The organism is Aureimonas sp. SK2, from assembly GCF_029813115.1.
GTDB lineage: Bacteria > Pseudomonadota > Alphaproteobacteria > Rhizobiales > Rhizobiaceae > Aureimonas.
This window is the reverse complement of sequence record NZ_JAPZDS010000008.1, coordinates 49,149-67,813: the sequence shown is the minus strand read 5'-3', so window position 1 is coordinate 67,813 and position 18,665 is coordinate 49,149. Positions and strand designations below refer to the sequence as shown.

Annotated in this window: 16 protein-coding genes; 13 read left to right on the top strand and 3 right to left on the bottom strand. The window is 70.2% G+C overall.

Annotated features, from left to right (window positions below):
* The gene (locus O5O54_RS11775; RefSeq protein WP_279481960.1) at window positions 1–1,293 is read left to right on the top strand and encodes a lipopolysaccharide biosynthesis protein; all 1,293 of its coding nucleotides are present in this window, start codon (window positions 1–3) and stop codon (window positions 1,291–1,293) included.
* An 8-nt stretch (window positions 1,294–1,301) separates the two neighbouring features.
* On the opposite strand, the gene O5O54_RS11770 is transcribed toward O5O54_RS11775, so the two are convergent.
* The 3 genes from O5O54_RS11770 to O5O54_RS11760 are packed head-to-tail and all read right to left on the bottom strand — an operon-like array spanning window position 1,302 to window position 4,197.
* Window positions 1,302–2,174: a DUF6492 family protein gene (locus tag O5O54_RS11770; RefSeq protein WP_279481958.1), complete on the bottom strand. Its 873-nt coding sequence runs from the start codon at window positions 2,172–2,174 to the stop codon at window positions 1,302–1,304.
* A gap of 5 nt (window positions 2,175–2,179) precedes the next feature.
* Window positions 2,180–2,986, bottom strand: coding sequence for a WecB/TagA/CpsF family glycosyltransferase (locus O5O54_RS11765; protein WP_279481956.1), 807 nt, complete (start codon window positions 2,984–2,986; stop codon window positions 2,180–2,182).
* On the bottom strand, window positions 2,983–4,197 hold the full coding sequence (locus tag O5O54_RS11760) for a glycosyltransferase (protein WP_279481953.1): 1,215 nt from the start codon (window positions 4,195–4,197) through the stop codon (window positions 2,983–2,985). Before O5O54_RS11760 ends, O5O54_RS11765 begins: the two co-directional genes overlap by 4 nt.
* A gap of 126 nt (window positions 4,198–4,323) precedes the next feature.
* Between O5O54_RS11760 and O5O54_RS11755 the strand changes: the two genes are divergently transcribed.
* The 12 genes from O5O54_RS11755 (at window position 4,324) to O5O54_RS11700 (ending at window position 18,647) form a co-directional block, all read left to right on the top strand.
* Window positions 4,324–5,307 (top strand): glycosyltransferase family 2 protein, encoded by a 984-nt coding sequence (locus O5O54_RS11755; RefSeq protein ID WP_279481951.1) that lies wholly within the window; start codon window positions 4,324–4,326, stop codon window positions 5,305–5,307.
* Window positions 5,308–5,435: 128 nt separating this feature from the next.
* Window positions 5,436–6,695: an Hsp70 family protein gene (locus tag O5O54_RS11750; protein ID WP_279481949.1), complete on the top strand. Its 1,260-nt coding sequence runs from the start codon at window positions 5,436–5,438 to the stop codon at window positions 6,693–6,695.
* A 166-nt stretch (window positions 6,696–6,861) separates the two neighbouring features.
* Window positions 6,862–7,290 (top strand): heme-binding protein, encoded by a 429-nt coding sequence (locus O5O54_RS11745; RefSeq protein WP_279481947.1) that lies wholly within the window; start codon window positions 6,862–6,864, stop codon window positions 7,288–7,290.
* A 71-nt stretch (window positions 7,291–7,361) separates the two neighbouring features.
* Window positions 7,362–7,961, top strand: a complete 600-nt coding sequence (locus O5O54_RS11740; protein WP_279481945.1) for an ANTAR domain-containing response regulator — start codon at window positions 7,362–7,364, stop codon at window positions 7,959–7,961.
* A gap of 2 nt (window positions 7,962–7,963) precedes the next feature.
* Window positions 7,964–9,163, top strand: a complete 1,200-nt coding sequence (locus O5O54_RS11735; RefSeq protein ID WP_279481940.1) for a CmpA/NrtA family ABC transporter substrate-binding protein — start codon at window positions 7,964–7,966, stop codon at window positions 9,161–9,163.
* A gap of 408 nt (window positions 9,164–9,571) precedes the next feature.
* Window positions 9,572–10,882 (top strand): CmpA/NrtA family ABC transporter substrate-binding protein, encoded by a 1,311-nt coding sequence (locus tag O5O54_RS11730; protein ID WP_279481938.1) that lies wholly within the window; start codon window positions 9,572–9,574, stop codon window positions 10,880–10,882.
* Window positions 10,883–10,916: 34 nt separating this feature from the next.
* The gene (gene ntrB, locus O5O54_RS11725) at window positions 10,917–11,813 is read left to right on the top strand and encodes a nitrate ABC transporter permease (protein ID WP_279481936.1); all 897 of its coding nucleotides are present in this window, start codon (window positions 10,917–10,919) and stop codon (window positions 11,811–11,813) included.
* 71 nt (window positions 11,814–11,884) lie between these two features.
* A complete protein-coding gene (locus O5O54_RS11720; protein WP_407061701.1) occupies window positions 11,885–12,646 on the top strand; it encodes an ABC transporter ATP-binding protein in 762 nt (253 codons plus the stop codon).
* Window positions 12,647–12,725: 79 nt separating this feature from the next.
* Window positions 12,726–15,182 (top strand): nitrite reductase large subunit NirB, encoded by a 2,457-nt coding sequence (nirB, locus tag O5O54_RS11715; RefSeq protein WP_279481932.1) that lies wholly within the window; start codon window positions 12,726–12,728, stop codon window positions 15,180–15,182.
* Window positions 15,179–15,529, top strand: a complete 351-nt coding sequence (gene nirD, locus O5O54_RS11710; RefSeq protein WP_279481930.1) for a nitrite reductase small subunit NirD — start codon at window positions 15,179–15,181, stop codon at window positions 15,527–15,529. Before nirB ends, nirD begins: the two co-directional genes overlap by 4 nt.
* A gap of 9 nt (window positions 15,530–15,538) precedes the next feature.
* Window positions 15,539–15,982 carry a cyanase gene (cynS, locus tag O5O54_RS11705; RefSeq protein WP_279481928.1) on the top strand — a complete coding sequence of 148 codons (444 nt, stop codon included), beginning with the start codon at window positions 15,539–15,541 and terminating at the stop codon, window positions 15,980–15,982.
* A gap of 1 nt (window position 15,983) precedes the next feature.
* A complete protein-coding gene (locus tag O5O54_RS11700; protein WP_279481925.1) occupies window positions 15,984–18,647 on the top strand; it encodes a nitrate reductase in 2,664 nt (887 codons plus the stop codon).
* The last annotated feature ends 18 nt before the right edge of the window (window positions 18,648–18,665 follow it).

Below are 18,665 nucleotides of genomic sequence, written 5' to 3'. Positions count from 1 at the left end.
ATGCGACGACCTGGAGTCCTGACAGGAAGTCTTGAAGCAAAGCTGAACGTCGCGCGCGACTACGCCAAGCTCCTCGGCGGCTCGGGCGGCCGGCTCGTCCTGTCGCTCGCCTATTTCACGGCCGTCGCCAACGTCCTGTCCGTGTCGGAGTTCGGCCTGTTCGCCACCGCTTCGGCCACCGGCATCGTCCTGTCGCGCATCGCCGGTCTCGGCTTCGTCTCGCCGCTCTACCGCTCGGCCACCCGCAAGCCGCATCTCATCGGCACCTACACGGCGGGGCTCCTGGCGGCCTTCGTCGCCTCCCTGCCGCTCGTGGCGCTCGGCGGCCTCCTGTTCTTTCTCGGCGTCTTTGCCGGCGACATGGCGCCCGGCCCCTTTGCCGCGATCGTCGCCGCGGAAGTTGTCTGCTGGCGGGCGCTCGAGGTCGTGTGCATCGTCAACAACGGCATGAACCGCTTCGGGCGGGCCTCCGTCCTCGTGGTGGCGGGCACGGGAGCCAAGGCGGCCGCCGCCCTCCTGTTCGCGGCGAGCGCCGGGCGGGACGGGGGACTGGCCGTCTGGAGCCTGTTCTACCTCGCCGCCAACGGCACGGCGGCGCTCGGCGGCATTCTCTTCCTCTACCCCCGCCAGCGCCTGCGCTGGCGTCCGGACCTCTACCGTCGCCGGGCGGCCGACAGCCTGGCCGTGGCGGGGGCCGAGGTCCTGTTCTATCTCCAGTCCGAACTCGACAAGCTTCTGGTCCTCTCACTCGGCGGCCCGCATGTCGCCGGCCTCTACGCCATGCTGATGCGGCTCGTGGACCTGACGGCCCTGCCCGTGCGCTCGTTCAACATGATGGTGGTGCAGACGCTGATGCGACAGCCGGACCGGCTGGACTCCTGGCGCGTGCGCTGGGGCGTCGAGGCCGGCATCGCGCTCGTTTCGGCCGGCGGTCTCGCTGCGCTCGGCCTTGTCCTCCACATCCGCCCGACGCTGCTCGGCACGAACGTCGCGGACGCCGCGCCGCTCGTTCTCATGGCGCTTCTGGTGCCGGCCTTCCGCAACCTCGTGGAATACCAGGGGGAGCTTCTCTATGCGCGCGGGCGGACCGGCGTGCGTGCCACGATCCTCGCCTTCCTGACCCTGATGAAGGGCGGCCTCCTGACGCTGGTGCTGGGCGGCGGGCAGGCGTCGGGGGATACGCAGTGGGTGCTGGGGCTGAACGGCGTCTTCGCCGCGCTCTGGCTCGCCTCCGCCATGGCCACCTATATGGCGCTCGACATGCGCCGCGCGCCGATCGCCCGGCCCGCCTGAGCTGCGGGTCAGAGTCCGGCGGCGCGACGGATCAGCGCCGGGTCGGTGCCGGTGAAGGACTGGAGACCGACCGCGACCTGATCCGGCGCCAAGCCCGCCAGGAAATCCGAGAGGCCTTGCTCGTCCAGCGGCGGGCCGTCCCAGTAGACGGCGCAGCGCTGGCGCGATTCGGGCAAGTGGCGATCGGGCCGGCCTTCCACCGCATCCACGAAGCGGCCATAGATCGTGCATTCCGACAGGGCGCGCGAGGCGACGAGCGCGACCATGGCCGGGCGCCGGGCGACCGCGGCCACGCGTCGGAGAAGGTCGCGCACCGTATCGCGCCGCCAGGCGATCAGCGTGGCGATGTAGGTCGTGTCGACGGGGGACGCGTCGCCCGCGCCGATCAGCCTGTCGGCGCGGCGCGTCCAGACCTCGTGCTCGGCTTTCAGATGCGGCAGGACGCGGCTCATGCCGCCGGGCTCGCGATAGAAGGCGACGCGCCCACCGCTCTCGAACTCGCCGATGCGGAACGGCTTCACGAAGACGACGTCGGAATCCAGAGACACCATCGCCTCCTCCTCCATCGCCGCCGCCATGGCGAACCGGCGCAGCTGCTGGACGTGCCAGCCGTGCAGCGGCAAGCCGAAAGGATGCAGCCAGAGCCGGCGGCCCGCCTTGCGCGGGTGCCTCACCGGTCGCAGCCACCAGGGCAGGAGGTCGCGCTCGGAGACGATCTTGCGCTTTTCGCCCTCCAGCGGTCGGAACAGCGCGAGGTCGCGCGCCTCGACCAGGATGTAATGGCAGCTATGGCCGCTGACGAAGCGGTCGATGCTGTCGCACAGGAGGCGGCAGCGCTCCAGGTCGCCCCGGTAGCTGGAGGTGACGAGCGCGAAGCGCATGGCGCCTACTTGCGCAGGCGCTGGCGGGCGATGCGCGCCAGAAAGGCCGGATTGCCCGCGAGATAGCGCTTGGCGAGCCGCCGCGGCTCGATCATCAGCCGCCACACCCATTCGACTCGGATACGCCGCACGAAGGCCGGCGCGCGGGCCACCTTGCCGGCGGTGAAGTCGAGAAGCGCCCCCACGGCGAAGCTCACCGGCGCCTCGCGTTCGCCGATATGCCGCGCGATGAAGAGTTCCTGGCGCGGCACGCCGATGCCGACCAGAAGCACGTCCAGCCGCGAGAGCCGGATCCAGTCGAGAACCTGATCGGTCTCCGTGCCTTCGGAGAAGTAGCCGTGCGCGGCGGCGATGAAGCGGTGCTGGGGAAACGTCTCGCCGAAGCGCTCGGCGGCCCGATCGGCGATGCCCGGCTCGCCGCCGACGATGCCCACCCGCAGCGTGTGCCGGGTTTCCTTCAGGAAACGGGGCAGGAAGTCGGTGCCGTTGAGATTCTCCGGGAAAGGCTCGCCGTAAAGCATGCGCGAGCCGACATCCACGCCGACGCCGTCGGCCAGGCACAGCATGTCGGCCATCACCGCACTGTAGGCCGCATCCGCCAGGGACACGTTGACGCAATGGGCGTTGACGAAGGCGACGGCGAGCCGCGTGCGCTCGGCAAGCGCCGCGTCGATGCGCGAGATCACCTCCTCGCCGGTCGCCACCACGACATCGAGCGCACCGAGGCGCCGCACCGGCAGAGGTGCCGGCGCGACATGGGGGACGGGGACGACCGCTTCGGCGACCTGCGGCAAGGGCGCGGGTTCGATCATGACGCGAGGGCCTCCGGGATTGGATCGATGGAGCGGCCGGGCGCACGGGCCAGCCCGATCAGGGCGAGCCCGGCGCGCACGCCGCGTTCGAGGTCGGCGCGCTGGCGCTCGGCGAAGGCGCGCCCGTCGAGGCGCAGCGGCTCGCCGGCCCGCTCGCGGCGCACGAGATCCGCCAGCGCATCGGCGAACCCTTGCGGATCGTCGGACACGCGCACGTTGCCGGGCAGCGCCGCGCCGATGCCGCGAAGGGCGGAGGGCGTGGCGACGGCCGGCATGCCCTCTTCCAGGGTCTCGATGGTCTTGAGCTGGACCCCGGTGCCGCCGCGCGTGGCGAGCGCCACGACGCGGCCGGACCGGAGAAAGGCCTGCGCGTCCGGCACGCGGCCGAGAAATTCGACAGAGGCGGGCGCGGACGGCGGCGCGCCGTCGAAGCGCCCGGCGATGCCGAGGCGGATCTCGGGGTCGAGGCGCGGCGCGACCTCGGCGGCGAACCAGTCGAGGCCGAGGCGATTGGGCGCCCAGCTCCAGGTTCCGATCATCACGACGTCGAAGTCCCGCCGCCCTTCGTCATGGGGCGCGACGCCCCGCCCGACGCTGAGGCTGAGCGGAAGCGAACGGGGGTCGCCCTTGAGGCCGAGCCGCTCGGCATCGGCGGCCGCTAGGCTGTGGATCACCCGCGCCTCGGCGCACAGCCGCGCTTCCGCCGCCCGGAGAAGCCGCGCCTCCCGGCCGTAGAGGAGGCGCGTCCCAAGGCCGGACGCGCTGCGGCTCATCTCGGCGGCCGACAGATGCTCCACGTTGTGAGCGACGAAGATCGGGACCGCGAGCTGAAGGAGGCCGGGAAAGGCGACCGGAAGCTGGGCGGCCGAGAGGACCACGGCGTCGAACGGGCCGGCGGCGGCCAGCCGGTGGAGAAGGTCGCGTTCTGGCATCACCCGGAGCTTGCCCGCCCCGACCGGCAGGCCGGAGCGCAACGCCGCCAGGACCCATCCGATCTTGCGGACGGCACCGGCACCGGCGTTCTCGATGGCGAGTTCGCCGAGATCCACGTGCGGCTCGGCCGGCCGGTCTGCGCCGGGCCGACGAAAGCCCGCCACCGTCACCGCCGCGCCCGCCGCCCGGTAGGCCGAGACGATCGCGCGGTTGGCGATCTCGAATCCGGTCGCCGGTTCCCGCTCGGGCAGAAGCGATGTCACGAAAAGGATATGCATCGGCGGTTCGGCTCTGTCCTGTTCAATCCCCACCCTCGCATCCCGCCCCTTGCGATTTCGTCAAAGCCGCAAGTTTCCCGTGTGGCGTTCGCCGGATCTTCAACACTCCGGCGTTAGAGACATGTCATGTCCGCTTCCGCCCCCTTCTCCCCTAGCGTCACTATCGAAGCCCGCTCGCCCCACCCGCCGGAGGGCTTCGACGCGTTGGCGATCCTGCCCACCTTCCGCCGGCCGGAAGGGCTCCTGCGCACGCTCGCCTCCCTGCGGGCGCAGGAAACCGGACGGCGTCTTGCCGTGATCGTGATGGAGAACGACGCCGAAGGGCGCGAGGGGCTCCATGCCGCCCGCGCGCTGTTCGAGGATGGCGCGATCCCAGGCCTGATCCTGGTCGCGCACGAGCGGGGGAACTGCTCGGCCTACAATGCCGGTTTCTCGACGGCCTTGGCCGAGTTCCCGGCCATGCGACATTGCCTCGTGATCGACGACGACGAGGCGGCGGGCCCGGCCTGGGTCGAACGGATGGCGGGAACGCTGGAGCGGCTCGGCGTCGATGTCGTGGGGGGGCCGCAGGTGCCGGTCTTCGAGGGCGGCGGCGGCGAGGCGCTGGCGCGGCACCCGGTGTTCCGGCCGCCCTACGCGGCCACGGGCACCGTGCAGATCCTCTACTCCTCCGGCAATCTCTGCCTGTCCCGCGCGCTTATCGAGCGCATGGGCGATCCGATGTTCGACACCGCCTTCAACTTCACCGGCGGGGGCGATTCGGACTTCTTCTCGCGCGCCGCGCTTCAGGGGGCGCGCTTCGGCTGGTGCGCGGAGGCGCCCGTGGCCGAGACGGTGCCCGCCCGGCGCAAGGAATGGTCCTGGATCCACGCGCGGTCCCTGCGCAACGGCGCCCTGTCGAGCGAGATCCAGCGGCGGCGCGAGGGGCGCCTGCGTTCGGCCGCCAAGACGGCGGCGCTGCTTCTGGCCGCCCCGCCCCGGGCCATCGTCCAGACGCTGCGGCAGCGCTCGCTGCTGATAGGCCTCTATCCGCTCCAGATCGCGCTCGGGCGCCTTCAGGGCGAGTTCGGGCGGATCGGCGAGCAGTACCGCAAGCCCGAGGCGAACTGACGGGGCGCGGGACCGCGCCCTCTTTCCTTCGACCGGTCGATGGGCTAGAGGGACCGCCCCGCCCCCTCCCCCGTCCCGGCGCCTCGTTCGAGCGAGGTGGCGACGCCGTTTTTCGCGAGCCCCCTTCCATGTCCGCCAGTTTCGCCGGCCTCGACTTCGGCACGACCAATTCGACTCTCTCCCTCTGCGCGCCCGGCGGCGCGCCGCGGCTCCTGCCCGTGGAAGGCGAGCACCTGACGATCCCTTCCGCCTTGTTCTTCTCGCTGGAGGACGGGCAGACCTATTTCGGGCGGCGCGCCGTGTTCGAATATGTCGACGGGGCGGAAGGTCGCTTCATGCGCGCGCTCAAAAGCATCCTCGGCTCGTCGCTGATGAAGGAGACGACGCAGGTCGGGCGCGAGCGCATGAGCTTCGAGGCGCTGATCGGGCGCTTTCTGCGGCACCTGCGCGAAAAGCTGGAGCGCGAGACGGGCGAGCCGGCCGACAGGATCGTGCTCGGCCGCCCCGTCCGCTTCGTGGACGAGAGCGACGCGGCCGACCGGGAGGCCGAGGACCAGCTCGCCTCGGCGGCCCGCGCGCAAGGCTTTGCCCATGTCGAGTTCCAGTACGAGCCGGTGGCGGCCGCGCTCTACTTCGAGAGTGGGATGAACGCCGAACAGGTCGCGCTCGTGGTCGATATCGGCGGCGGCACGTCCGACTTCTCGATCCTGCGCCTCGGCCCGGAGCGGGCGCGCCGGCCCGACCGCGCGGACGACATTCTCGGCACGACGGGCGTCCATGTCGGCGGCACGGATTTCGACCGCCTTCTCAACATCGCGCGCATGCAGCCGCTGCTCGGCCTCGGCTCGGCCACAGCCGACGGCAAGCGGACCCTGCCCGTCTGGTACTTCAACGACTTCGCGACCTGGCACCGGATCAACACGCTCTATACGCCGAAGGTCCTTGCCGACATCCGCGCGCTCGCCAAGGAAGCGGCCGAGCCGGAGAAGCTGAAGCGCATGGAGCACATGCTGACGCACCGGTCCGGGCACCGGCTGGCCGGCGCGGTGGAAAGGGCGAAGATCCAGCTCACGCAGGAGGAGGCGACGACGATCAGCCTGCGCGAGTCGGGCCTGACGCTGGAAGCTCCGGTGAGCCGCGGCGAGTTCGAGACGGCGACGGCCGAGCTGGTGCAGCGGATCGACGGCGCGATCGAGGCGGCGCTCCGGCTGGCCGGCCTCGGGCCGGACGCCGTCCAGACCGTGATCCTGACCGGCGGCGGCGCGCAGGTGCCGGCCGTGGCCAAGGCCGCGACCGCCCGGTTCCCGGAAGCGCGCGTCGCCCTGTCCGACGCCTTCGGCTCGGTCGGCCTCGGCCTCGGGCTCGACGCCGCCCGCCGCTTCGCGTGATCGGTTTGCCTCGGGGCGGGGCGCCGCGCTAGAGCGCCGTGCGTCCGTTCGGACGCACAAAGGACGCTCTATCTTATTGATTCTACGCATCAGGCTTCCCGAAAATCGATACCGATTTTCGGGCCGATGCTGTAGGGAGGGCATCCCAACACGAGGAGCCCCGCCCATGACCGCCCTGTCGCTCGACACCGCCCGCCGCATCGTCGAGGCCGCCCGCGCCAAGGGGCGCGAGCTCGGCCTGAAGCCGCTCACCGTCGCCGTCCTGGACGCAGGCGGCGACCTCCTGGTGCTGGAGCGCGAGGACGGCGCCTCGCCGCTGCGCCCCGCGATCGCCATCGGCAAGGCGAACGGCGCGGTGCAGATGGGCATGGGCTCGCGGGCCCTCTGGAAGCGCGCCGAGGAGCAGGCCTATTTCATCGGAGCGATGAACACCTTGACGAACGGCTCGCTCGTGCCGGTTCCGGGCGGCGTCCTGATCCGCGACGGGGGCAAGGTCGTGGGCGCCGTCGGCATCACCGGCGATACGTCGGACAACGACGAGGCGGCGGCCGTCGCCGGGATCCAGTCCGTCGAGCTTACCGCCGACGGCGGCTGAACTTCTCGCATTGCACAAGAGGCGGCGCGCGGGATATTGCGCCGCCCTCCTCCCTTTGCCACTCTCGGCCCATGGAACCCCGCCCCGCCCTTGCCGTCCTGATCGTCGACGAGAACCGGGCGCGGGCCGCGATCATCGAGGAAGGCCTGCGCGAGGCGGGCCATGCGCGCGTCCATATCGTCGCCGATGCGCAAGGGCTCGTGCGCGAGATCGAGGCCTTCCGGCCCGACGTGATCGTGGTCGATCTCGAAAACCCGAACCGCGACCGGCTCGAGGCCTTCTTCCAGGTTTCGCGTTCGGTGCGCCGGCCGATCGCCATGTTCGTGGACCGCTCCGACGCCGATTCGATGGAAGCGGCGATCGCCGCCGGGGTCTCGGCCTATGTGGTGGACGGCCTCAAGAAGGAACGGGTGAAGCCGATCCTCGACACCGCCGTCCTGCGCTTCGAGGCCTATTCGCGGCTGGAGCGGGAGCTGATGGAGGCGCGCTCGGAACTCGCCGACCGCAAGGTCGTGGAGCGGGCCAAGGGGCTGCTCATGCGGATGCGGGGCCTGTCGGAAGAGGAGGCCTACCGCCTGATGCGCCAGACCGCCATGAACGAGAAGAAGAAGCTCGTCGACATCGCCCGCTCGCTGGTCACCGCGGCCAGCCTTCTCGGCGGGGAGGGCTGAGCATGGCCGCCCCCGAACGCATCGTCCGTGCCGGCTTCATCCCGCTTCTGGACGCGGCCGTCCTCCTGGCGGCTTCCGCGCTCGGTCTCGACCGGCGCGAGGGCTTCCGCCTCCACCTCACGCGGGACGTCTCCTGGTCCAATATCCGCGACCGGCTCGCCTTCCGGCAGTTCGACGTCGCGCACATGCTGGGGCCGATGGCGGTGGCGGGCGAGCTCGGCCTCGGCTCCAACCCGCACCCCGTCATCGTGCCCTTCACGCTCGGCCAGGGCGGCAACGCGATCACGCTGTCGGTGGCGCTGATGGCGCGCATGCGCGAGGCGATGGGCGCGGATGCCTATCCCGACACGGCCGCCGCCCATGGCCAGGCTCTGGCGCGCGAAGTGGCACGCCGCCGCGCGGCCGGCGAGCCGCCGCTCGTCTTCGGCGTCACCTATCCCTTCTCCTCCCACAACTACGAGTTCCGTCTCTGGATGGACGCGGCCGGGATCGACCCGGACCGCGACGTGACGCTCACCGTCGTGCCGCCGCCGATGACGGCGGATGCCCTGCGCGCGCGTCTGATCGACGGGTTCTGCGTCAACGCGCCCTGGAACGTCATGGCGGTCGAGGAGGGCATCGGGCGCATCGTCGCGGTGAAGGCCGACATCTGGCCGGGCTCGCCGGAAAAGGTGCTGGGCCTGCGCCCCGACTGGTGGAGCGAGAACCGCGACACGGCCGACCGGCTTCTGGCGGCGCTCGACGCTTCGGCGCGCTGGTGCGCCGATCCCGCCAACCGGGGCGAGCTCGCCACGATCCTCGCCGAGCCCGCGCATGTCGGCGTCCGGGCAGCCCTTCTCGAACCGATCCTTGCCGGCGACCTCCTGGTGGACGCCGGGGGCACCCGCCGCACCATCCCGTCCTACATCGAGTTCCAGCCGGACGGCGCCAACCTGCCTCGCCGCTCGCAGGCGCTCTGGGTCTATGCCCAGATGGCGCGCTGGGGCCAGCACCCCTTCGACGAGGACGGCGCGCGCCGGGCGGCGCATGCCTTCCGTCCAGACATCTACCGCGCCGCCCTGCCCGGCCGGGCCGACGGCCTGCCCGACAGCCGGATCGAGACCGCGCCGCCGGGCGGCGGGCGGGACTTCGACCCCGATCGGATCGAGGCGCACCTTTCCGGCATGGCGGCAGATAGGCCGCCCGCGACGAGGCTTGACTGAGCCGGCGGGAGCCTCGGCGACGGGCCGTCGGGAAGCTCTCCACGCGGGCGTGTCGAACCTGCCCAACATTTGCGCGTCGTGATCACGGATCGCGCGGCCCCGCACATCCCTCCGAAACGGCTGGACGGCAGCAGATTGAAACGGTTCTGCCGAAATTTTAGGCGTGCCTCAATGGCGTACATTTGTGCTTTGCAAAAGGACGCGTCTGGGGTTGGATAAGGATACGGCCCGTCAAGGACGACAGGGCCGAGAGCTTCTCCCGAGCCTCGACGACATCGACGTCGCGCACCCCCTGCCATCCATCGCCAGCCGGACGAGGCGCGATGGGCGCACCGGGTTCGCGGCGTCGATGTCGTTTGAGCTTCGACATTTCCCCGCTCCGCCCTTCCCTGCCGCCCGAGGATCGCCATGACCGACTTCGACGTGTCCGCCCTGAACCGCCGCCGCTTTCTGCTCGGCACGGCCGCGACGGCCGGCACCGCCGCCCTGTTCTCGGCGATCGGGGCGAGCTTTCCGGGCGGCGCCTTCGCGCAGGGCGCGGGTCCCGAAACCACCAAGGCGATCCTCGGCTTCATCGCCCTGACCGACGCCTCGCCGCTGATCGTCGCCAAGGAAAAGGGCCTCTTCGCCAAGCACGGGATGCCCGACGTCGAGGTCGTCAAGCAGTCGTCCTGGGGCACGACGCGCGACAATCTCGTGCTCGGCTCGGCCGGTTCGGGCATCGACGGCGCGCATATCCTCACCCCCATGCCCTACCTCATGAGCGCCGGCACGATTACGCAAGGGACGCCCGTCCCCATGCAGATCCTCGCCCGCCTCAACCTCGACGGCCAGGGCATCTCGGTGGCGACCGGCCTGCGAGCGCAGAATGTCGGGCTCGACGCGGGCGTGCTGAAGGAGGCGTTCGCGGCCAAGAAGGCGGCCGGCACCCTGTCCAAGGTCGCCGTCACCTTCCCCGGCGGCACGCACGATCTCTGGATGCGCTACTGGCTGGCCGCCGCCGGCATCGACCCGAATTCCGACGTCGAGACCATCGTCGTGCCGCCGCCGCAGATGGTGGCGAACCTCAAGGTCAACACCATGGACGCCTTCTGCGTGGGCGAGCCCTGGCACGAGCAGATGGTCAACCAGGACGTCGGCTACAGCGCCATCACGACGGGCGAGCTCTGGGCCAAGCACCCCGAGAAGAGCTTCGCCATGCGCGCCGACTGGGTCGCCGCCAACCCCAATGCCGCGAAGGCGCTGACCATGGCGGTGCTGGAAGCGCAGCAGTGGTGCGACGCCATGGAGAACAAGGAGGAACTCGCCTCCATCGTCGGCAAGCGCGCGTGGTTCAACGTGGCGCCGGGCGACATCGTGGACCGCCTGAAGGGCACCTACGACTACGGCAACGGAAAGCCGGTGGTCGAGAACTCGCCGCACGTGATGAAGTTCTGGCGCGATCACGCCTCCTACCCGTTCCAGAGCCACGACCTCTGGTTCCTGACCGAGGACCAGCGCTGGGGCTACCTGGCGCCCGACATCGACAAGGCGGCGCTCATCTCGGCCGTCAACCGCGAGGACATCTGGCGCGCGGCAGCCAAGGACTTCGGCGTCGCGGAAGGAGACATTCCGGCCGGCACCTCGCGCGGCGTCGAGACCTTCTTCGACGGCAAGAGCTTCGATCCGGCCGACCCGGACGCCTACCTCGCGAGCCTCTCGATCAAGCGCATCGCCTGAGCCCTTCCCGATCCCTCGCGCCCGAGGCTTGCCCATGTCCCAGACCGTCACCAAACTGCCGCTGGCCAAGACGCCGGCCCCGGCCGCCCCGGCCGCCGTCGTCACCCTGCCCCGCCGCCGCAAGCCGGTCGGCGCGGCGCTCGGGGGGCGGGCCCGCGAGGCGGCCGCCAACGTCCTACCCTTCCTCGTGACGCTGGCTGCGCTTCTCGGCCTTTGGGAGCTTCTGTGCTCCCATCCCGGCGCGGCGCTTCCCGCGCCGAGCCAGGTGATCTCGGACAGCTGGGAGCTGATCGCCAACCCGTTCTACGTGAATTCGGGCAACGATGTCGGCCTCGGCTGGCAGATCTGGGCGAGCCTCCAGCGCGTCGCCGTCGGCTATTCCATCGCGGTGGCCGTCGGCATCTCGCTCGGCGTTCTCGTCGGCCAGTCGACGCTCGCCATGCGCGGCCTCGACCCGATCTTCCAGGTTCTGCGCACGGTTCCGCCGCTCGCCTGGCTGCCGCTCTCGCTCGCCGCCTTCCAGAACGGCCAGCCTGCCGCGATCTTCGTGATCTTCATCACCTCGGTCTGGCCGATCATCATCAACACGGCCGTCGGCGTGCGCAACATCCCGGCCGACTACCGCAATGTGGCGGCGGTCCTGCGCCTCAACGGCTTCGAGTTCTTCGCCAAGATCATGCTGCCGGCCGCCGCTCCCTACATCTTCACCGGGCTTCGCATCGGCGTCGGCCTGTCGTGGCTCGCTATCGTCGCGGCCGAGATGCTGATCGGGGGCGTCGGCATCGGCTTCTTCATCTGGGACGCTTGGAATTCGTCCCTCATCTCCGACATCATCCTCGCCCTCGCCTATGTCGGCCTCGTCGGCTTCGTGCTCGACCGGATCGTGGCGCTCATCGGCCGCCTCGTCACCCGCGGCACGTCCGCCGCCTGACGCCCCCCCCCCAGAGAACCGGAGCGAAACCCATGAGCACCAAGCCGTTCCTCTCCATCGAAGGCGTCGACATGACCTTCAAGCGGGGCGCCGCGACCACCAACGTCCTGAAAGGCATCGATCTGACGGTCGACAAGGGCGAGTACATCTCGATCATCGGCCATTCCGGCTGCGGCAAGTCCACGCTCCTCAACATCGTGGCGGGCCTGACGAAGGCCTCCACGGGCGTCGTCCTCCTGGAGGACAAGGTGGTGGACCAGCCGGGGCCGGATCGGGGCGTCGTGTTCCAGAACCATTCGCTCCTGCCCTGGCTCACGGTCTACGAGAACGTGGCGCTCGCCGTCGACAAGGTGTTCTCCAAGTCGAAGAGCGCGATCGAGCGCCGCGAATGGGTGATGCGCAATCTGGAGCTGGTCCATATGGGCCACGCCAAGGACAAGCGTCCCTCGGAGATCTCGGGCGGCATGAAGCAGCGCGTCGGCATCGCCCGCGCCCTCGCCATGGAGCCGAAGATTCTCCTCCTCGACGAGCCCTTCGGCGCGCTCGACGCCCTGACGCGAGCCCATCTCCAGGATCAGGTCATGCAGATCCAGGCCGACCTCGGCACCACGGTGATGATGATCACCCACGACGTGGACGAGGCGGTGCTCCTGTCGGACCGCATCGTCATGCTGACCAACGGCCCCTCGGCGAAGATCGGCGAGATTCTGCCGGTGCCGCTCGCCCGCCCGCGCGACCGCATCAGGCTCGCGACCGACCCGACCTATCTGAAGTGCCGCCAGGCGGTGCTGAAGTTCCTCTACGAGCGCAACCGCTTCGTCGAAGCCGCGTGACGCCGCCTCGTCCCCGCGCCACCGACGCCGTGGGGACAAGAGCCCAGCCTCTCAACCTTTCCGTTTCGGGATGAGATCCATGACCCAGAAACTCGTCGTCGTCGGCAACGGCATGGCCCCCGGCCGGATGCTCGAACACCTCTTCGAACTGGCGCCCGGCGCTTATCAGGTGACGATCTTCAACGCGGAACCGCGCGTGAACTACGATCGCATCATGCTCTCCCCCGTCCTGTCGGGCGAGAAGAGCTTCGAGGACATCGTGATCCACGGCGACGGCTGGTACGTCCAGCACGGCGTGACGCTCTACAAGGGCCACAGGATCGTCGCGATCGACCGCGCGGCGAAGACCGTCACTTCGGACCAGGGCGTGACGGAGCCCTACGACCATCTCGTCATCGCCACCGGCTCGACGCCCTTCATCCCGCCCGTCCCCGGCCACAGCCTTCCGGGCGTCCTCGCCTATCGCGACCTCGACGACGTCGACGCGATGATCCTCGCCGCGCAGGCCCGCGCCAAGGCCGTCGTCATCGGCGGCGGCCTCCTCGGCCTCGAAGCGGCCGCGGGCCTGCGCGCCCAAGGGCTGGAGGTCACCGTCCTCCACCTCATGCCGACGCTGATGGAGCGCCAGCTCGACCCCGCCGCCGGCTATCTCCTCCAGCGCGCGCTGGAGAACCGCGGCATCGAGGTGATCTGCAACGCCAACACCGAGGAAGTCCTCGGCACGGACAAGGTGGAGGGCGTCAGGCTCAAGGACGGGCGCGTCATCCCGGCGAGCCTCGTCGTCATGGCCGTCGGCATCCGTCCTTCCGCGGGCCTCGCGAAGGACGCCGGTCTCGCGGTCGGGCGCGGCATCCATGTGGACGACCAGCTCGTCACCTCCGACGAGAGCATCTCGGCGCTCGGCGAGTGCGTCGAGCTCGACGGGCGCGTCTACGGCCTCGTCGCCCCGCTCTACCAGATGGCGGAAGTGGCCGCGCGCCGGCTCGCCGGGCAGCCGGCGCAAGGCTTCCGCCACTCCGACACGCCGACGAAGCTGAAGGTGACGGGCATCAACCTCTATTCCGTCGGCGATTTCGCCGATGCGCCCGACCGCGAGGAGATCGTGCTGCGCGACGCCTCGGCCGGCGTCTACAAGCGCCTCGTCGTCAAGGACAACCGCATCCTCGGCGCCGTGCTCTACGGCGAGACGGCGGACGGCGGCTGGTTCGGGGACCTTCTGAAGAAGGGCACCGACATCGCCGAGATGCGCGACACGCTGATCTTCGGCCAGAGCTACCAGGGAGGGTCCCCGCTGGACCCTATGGCGGCCGTTGCAGCCTTGGGCGATGACGCCGAGATCTGCGGCTGCAACGGCGTCTGCAAGGGCAAGATCACCGGGGCCATCACGTCGAAGGGCCTGACCAGCCTCGACGACGTGCGCGCCCATACCAAGGCATCCGCCTCCTGCGGCTCCTGCACCGGCCTCGTCGAACAGCTGATGAGCCTGACGCTCGGGGACGCCTTCAACCCGAACGCGGTCAAGCCGATGTGCGGCTGCACCACGCTCGGCCACGGCGACGTGCGCCGGCTGATCATCGCAAAGGAACTCAAGTCCATCCCGGCCGTGATGCAGGAGCTGGAGTGGACAACCTCCTGCGGCTGCGCCAAGTGCCGGCCGGCGCTGAACTACTATCTCCTCGCCGACTGGCCCGGCGAGTACCAGGACGACAAGCAGTCGCGCTTCATCAACGAGCGCGTCCACGCCAACATCCAGAAGGACGGCACCTATTCCGTGGTCCCGCGCATGTGGGGCGGCATGACGACGTCGTCGGAGCTGCGCGCCATCGCCGACGTCGTCGACAAGTTCAACATCCCGGCCGTGAAATGCACCGGCGGCCAGCGTATCGACATGCTGGGCGTGAAGAAGGAGGACCTGCCCGCCGTCTGGGCCGACCTCAACGCCGCCGGCATGGTCTCGGGCGCGGCCTATGCCAAGGGCCTGCGCACGGTGAAGACCTGCGTCGGCACCGACTGGTGCCGCTTCGGCACGCAGGATTCGACCGGCCTCGGCATCCGGCTGGAGAAGTTCATGTGGGGCTCCTGGACCCCGGCCAAGCTCAAGATGGCCGTGTCGGGCTGCCCGCGGAACTGCGCCGAGGCGACCTGCAAGGACATCGGCGTGATCTGCGTCGACAGTGGCTACGACATCCATTTCGCGGGCGCCGCCGGCCTCGACATCCACGGCACGCAGGTTCTGTGCCACGTCGACACCGAGGACGAGGCCGTCGTCGTCATCGCGGCGCTCACCCAGCTCTATCGCGAGCAGGGCCACTATCTCGAGCGCATCTACAAGTGGCTGAAGCGCGTCGGCATGGATTCGATCCGCGCCGCGATCGTCGACGACCTCGGCAAGCGCCAAGCCTATTTCGAGCGCTTCGTCTTCTCGCAAGCGTTCGCGCAGGTCGACCCCTGGGCCGAGCGCGCCTCGAAAGGGGTCGCCGCCCACGAGTTCAAGCCGCTCGCCGATCTCACATCCTTCCGCGAGGCCGCAGAATGAGCAACGCTGGCAACTGGGCGCCGATCGGGCGTCTCGACGACATCCCCCGGCGCGGCGCGCGCTGCGTGAACTCGGCCCTCGGCCGGATCGCCGTGTTCCGCACGATGGACGACAAGGTCTTCGCCACCGAGGACCGCTGCCCCCACAAGGGCGGGCCGCTCTCTCAAGGCATCGTCCACGGCGGCTCGGTCACCTGCCCGCTCCACTCGCAGGTGATCGCGCTCGACACGGGCGTGGTGCAGGGGCCGGACGAGGGGCGGGTGCGCACCTTCCCCGTGCGCGTCGATGCGGACGGCGGACTGGAAATCCTGATCGAGGCTGAAGCCTTCCAACAGGCGGCGGAATAGGAGCTGAACATGCTATCGAAGAAGGACGTCACCGACCTCGTCTACGAGCGCAAGCGCCAGGCGGGCCTCTCCTGGGCGTCGATCGCGGAAGGGATCGGCATGAGCGAGGTGTTCACGACCTCGGCCTGCCTCGGCATGAACGCCCTGCCGCGCGACAAGGCCGACCTCCTCGTCACGAACCTCGGCCTGCCGCAGGAGGCGGCCGTCACGCTGGCGGAGTATCCGACCAAGGTCTGGGACCGCAGTGTTCCCACCGACCCCTGCGTCTACCGCTTCTACGAGATCGTCGGCGTCTACGGCGACACCCTGAAGGAGCTGATCCAGGAGAAGTGCGGCAACGGGATCATGAGCGCGATCGACTTCCACATGGAGGTCGAGAAGGTGGAGAGTCCCAAGGGCGACCGCATCGAGGTCCGCATGAGCGGCAAGTACCTCGCCTACAACGCGTGGTGAGATGAACACGCTGGCCGAAACGGGGTCGACCCGCACCACCTGCCCCTATTGCGGCGTCGGCTGCGGCGTGATCGCCAGCCCCCGCGCCGACGGCACGGTGGCGATCGCCGGCGACATAGCGCACCCCGCCAATTTCGGCCGCCTCTGCTCCAAGGGGTCGGCGCTCGGGGAAACGCTAATCCCCGACCGCCGCCTGCTGCATCCGACGATCGGGGGCGAGCGCGCGTCCTGGGATGCCGCGCTCGATCTCGTCGCGGCGCGCTTCAACGAAACGATCCGAGACCACGGACCGGATTCGGTGGCGCTCTACGTCTCCGGCCAGATCCTCACCGAGGACTACTACGTCGCCAACAAGCTGATGAAGGGCTTCGTCGGCTCGGCCAATATCGACACCAATTCGCGCCTTTGCATGGCTTCCTCGGTCGCCGGCCACCGCCAAGCCTTCGGCTCCGACACGGTGCCCGGCACCTACGAGGATCTGGAGGAGGCCGACCTTCTGGTGCTCGTCGGCTCCAACCTCGCCTGGTGCCACCCCGTCCTCTTCCAGCGGGTCCAGGCGGCGCGATCGAGGCGCCCGGAGATGCGCCTCGTCGTGGTCGACCCGCGCGAGACCGCGAGCGCGCGCGAGGCCGACCTTCATCTGCCGATCCGCGCCGATGGCGACACGGCGTTGTTTCTCGGGTGCCTCGCGGCCATCGAGACGGCCGGTGAGATCGACCGCGATTACGTCGCGGCCCATACCGAAGGGCTCGACGCTGCGCTCGATGCCGCCCGCCCCTTCGCCGACCTCGCACGCCTGGCCGAGGCGACCGGGATCGATGCCGACCGGCTCGGGCAGTTCCTCGATCTCTACGCCCGCACGGAGAGGACCGTCACCGTCTACAGCCAGGGCGTGAACCAGTCGGCGGGCGGCACCGAAAAGGTCGCGGCGATCCTCAACTGTCATCTCGCCACGGGCCGCATCGGACGCCCCGGCGCCGGGCCCTTCTCCGTCACCGGCCAGCCCAACGCGATGGGCGGGCGCGAGGTCGGCGGTCTCGCCAACCAGCTCGCCGCCCACATGGACCTCGGCAACCCCGCTCACACCGACGTGGTGCGCCGCTTCTGGCATGCGCCGAACGTCGCCGGGACGCCCGGCCTCAAGGCCGTGGACCTCTTCCATGCTGTGGCTGATGGCCGGGTGCGCGCGCTCTGGATCATCGGCACCAATCCCGTCGATTCGCTTCCCCAAGCCGACGGCGTCGCCGCCGCGCTCGGCCGCTGCCCCTTCGTCGTGGTCTCCGATGTCGTGACCGACACGGACACGATGCCCTTCGCCCATGTCGCCCTCCCCTCCGCCGCCTGGGGAGAGAAGGACGGCACGGTCACCAATTCCGAGCGCCGCATCTCGCGCCAGCGCGGCTTCCTGGCCGCCCCCGGCGAAGCGCGGCCGGACTGGTGGCAGATCCAGGACGTGGCAAGGCGCATGGGCTTCGGCGCCGCCTTCGACTACCCGAACGCGGCCGCGATCTTCCGCGAGCACGCCGCGCTGTCCGCCTTCGAGAACGAAGGCACGCGCGACTTCGACATCGGCGCCCTCTCCGCACTCGACGACGGGGCCTACGAGGCGCTGGCCCCGGTGCAGTGGCCGGCGCCCGACCGGGCCGAGCCGACGGCGCGCTTCTTCGCAAGCGGCGGCTTCTTCACGCCGAACGGCCGCGCCCAGCTCCTCCCCGTTGCGCCCGCCCCCGCGCCGGCCGTCACGCCCGAGCATCCGTTCGTCCTCAACACCGGCCGCATCCGCGACCAGTGGCACACCATGACGCGAACCGGCCGCTCGGCGCGCCTGTCCGCCCATCTCGCCGAGCCCTTCTGCGAGATCCACCCGGACGACGCCGCGCGCTTCGGGATCGCCGAGGCCGACCTCGTGGCGCTTTCGACCGACCACGGTGCGGCAACGCTCCGCGCTCTCCTGACGGACCGGGTGGCACCCGGCAGCCTCTTCGCCCCCATGCACTGGACCGGCCAGTTCTCGGGAGCGGCGCGCATCAACGCGCTGGTCCCTGCGCACACCGATCCCATCTCGGGCCAGCCCGCATCCAAGGCCGTGCCTGCCGCGCTGCGGCGCGTGTTCGCCTCCTGGTACGGGTTCGCCGTCTCGCGCGCCGAGCCGGACGCCGGCGACCTCCTCTATTGGGCCAAGGCGCGCGCGCCGGGCGGCTGGCGGCTGGAATTGGCGGGGTCGGGCGCGGCGCCCGACCCCCACGCCCTTCTCGGCCTCGCGCCTGGCGCCGACCTCCTCGACTACGCGGACCGCACCGGCCACCGGCGCCTCGCCGCCTTCGACGAAACCGGCCGGCTCCTCGCCGCGCTCTGGCTCTCGCCCGAGCCCGTCGCCGTCTCGCGCGCCTTCGCCGTGTCGCTGCTGGGCGCGCCCGCCTTCGAGCCCGCCGCCCGAGCGCGCGTCCTCGCCGGACGCCCGGGCGCGGACCGGCCGGACCCCGGCGCGCTGGTCTGCTCTTGTTTCGGCGTCGGGGCGGACGACGTCAGGAGGGCTGTGGGCAGCGGCTGCACGAGCGTCGTCGCCATCGGCCAGAGCTTGCGGGCGGGCACGAATTGTGGCTCCTGCAGAACCGAGATCCAGGGATTGATCGATGCGGAACGACGTGTCCTCCAGCCTGTCTGACGCCGCCTCCGCCCGCCA

What these genes read in the sequence shown, in the direction of transcription:
- O5O54_RS11735 (WP_279481940.1), top strand. Translation starts at nt 7,964, where the DNA reads ATGGCCGCCCCCGAACGCATCGTCCGTGCCGGCTTCATCCCGCTTCTG.
- O5O54_RS11765 (WP_279481956.1), bottom strand. Translation starts at nt 2,986, where the DNA reads ATGATCGAACCCGCGCCCTTGCCGCAGGTCGCCGAAGCGGTCGTCCCC.
- O5O54_RS11770 (WP_279481958.1), bottom strand. Translation starts at nt 2,174, where the DNA reads ATGCGCTTCGCGCTCGTCACCTCCAGCTACCGGGGCGACCTGGAGCGC.
- O5O54_RS11750 (WP_279481949.1), top strand. Translation starts at nt 5,436, where the DNA reads ATGTCCGCCAGTTTCGCCGGCCTCGACTTCGGCACGACCAATTCGACT.
- ntrB (WP_279481936.1), top strand. Translation starts at nt 10,917, where the DNA reads ATGTCCCAGACCGTCACCAAACTGCCGCTGGCCAAGACGCCGGCCCCG.
- nirB (WP_279481932.1), top strand. Translation starts at nt 12,726, where the DNA reads ATGACCCAGAAACTCGTCGTCGTCGGCAACGGCATGGCCCCCGGCCGG.
- O5O54_RS11720 (WP_407061701.1), top strand. Translation starts at nt 11,885, where the DNA reads ATGACCTTCAAGCGGGGCGCCGCGACCACCAACGTCCTGAAAGGCATC.
- O5O54_RS11755 (WP_279481951.1), top strand. Translation starts at nt 4,324, where the DNA reads ATGTCCGCTTCCGCCCCCTTCTCCCCTAGCGTCACTATCGAAGCCCGC.
- O5O54_RS11730 (WP_279481938.1), top strand. Translation starts at nt 9,572, where the DNA reads ATGACCGACTTCGACGTGTCCGCCCTGAACCGCCGCCGCTTTCTGCTC.
- nirD (WP_279481930.1), top strand. Translation starts at nt 15,179, where the DNA reads ATGAGCAACGCTGGCAACTGGGCGCCGATCGGGCGTCTCGACGACATC.
- O5O54_RS11700 (WP_279481925.1), top strand. Translation starts at nt 15,984, where the DNA reads ATGAACACGCTGGCCGAAACGGGGTCGACCCGCACCACCTGCCCCTAT.
- O5O54_RS11740 (WP_279481945.1), top strand. Translation starts at nt 7,362, where the DNA reads ATGGAACCCCGCCCCGCCCTTGCCGTCCTGATCGTCGACGAGAACCGG.
- O5O54_RS11775 (WP_279481960.1), top strand. Translation starts at nt 1, where the DNA reads ATGCGACGACCTGGAGTCCTGACAGGAAGTCTTGAAGCAAAGCTGAAC.
- O5O54_RS11745 (WP_279481947.1), top strand. Translation starts at nt 6,862, where the DNA reads ATGACCGCCCTGTCGCTCGACACCGCCCGCCGCATCGTCGAGGCCGCC.
- cynS (WP_279481928.1), top strand. Translation starts at nt 15,539, where the DNA reads ATGCTATCGAAGAAGGACGTCACCGACCTCGTCTACGAGCGCAAGCGC.
- O5O54_RS11760 (WP_279481953.1), bottom strand. Translation starts at nt 4,197, where the DNA reads ATGCATATCCTTTTCGTGACATCGCTTCTGCCCGAGCGGGAACCGGCG.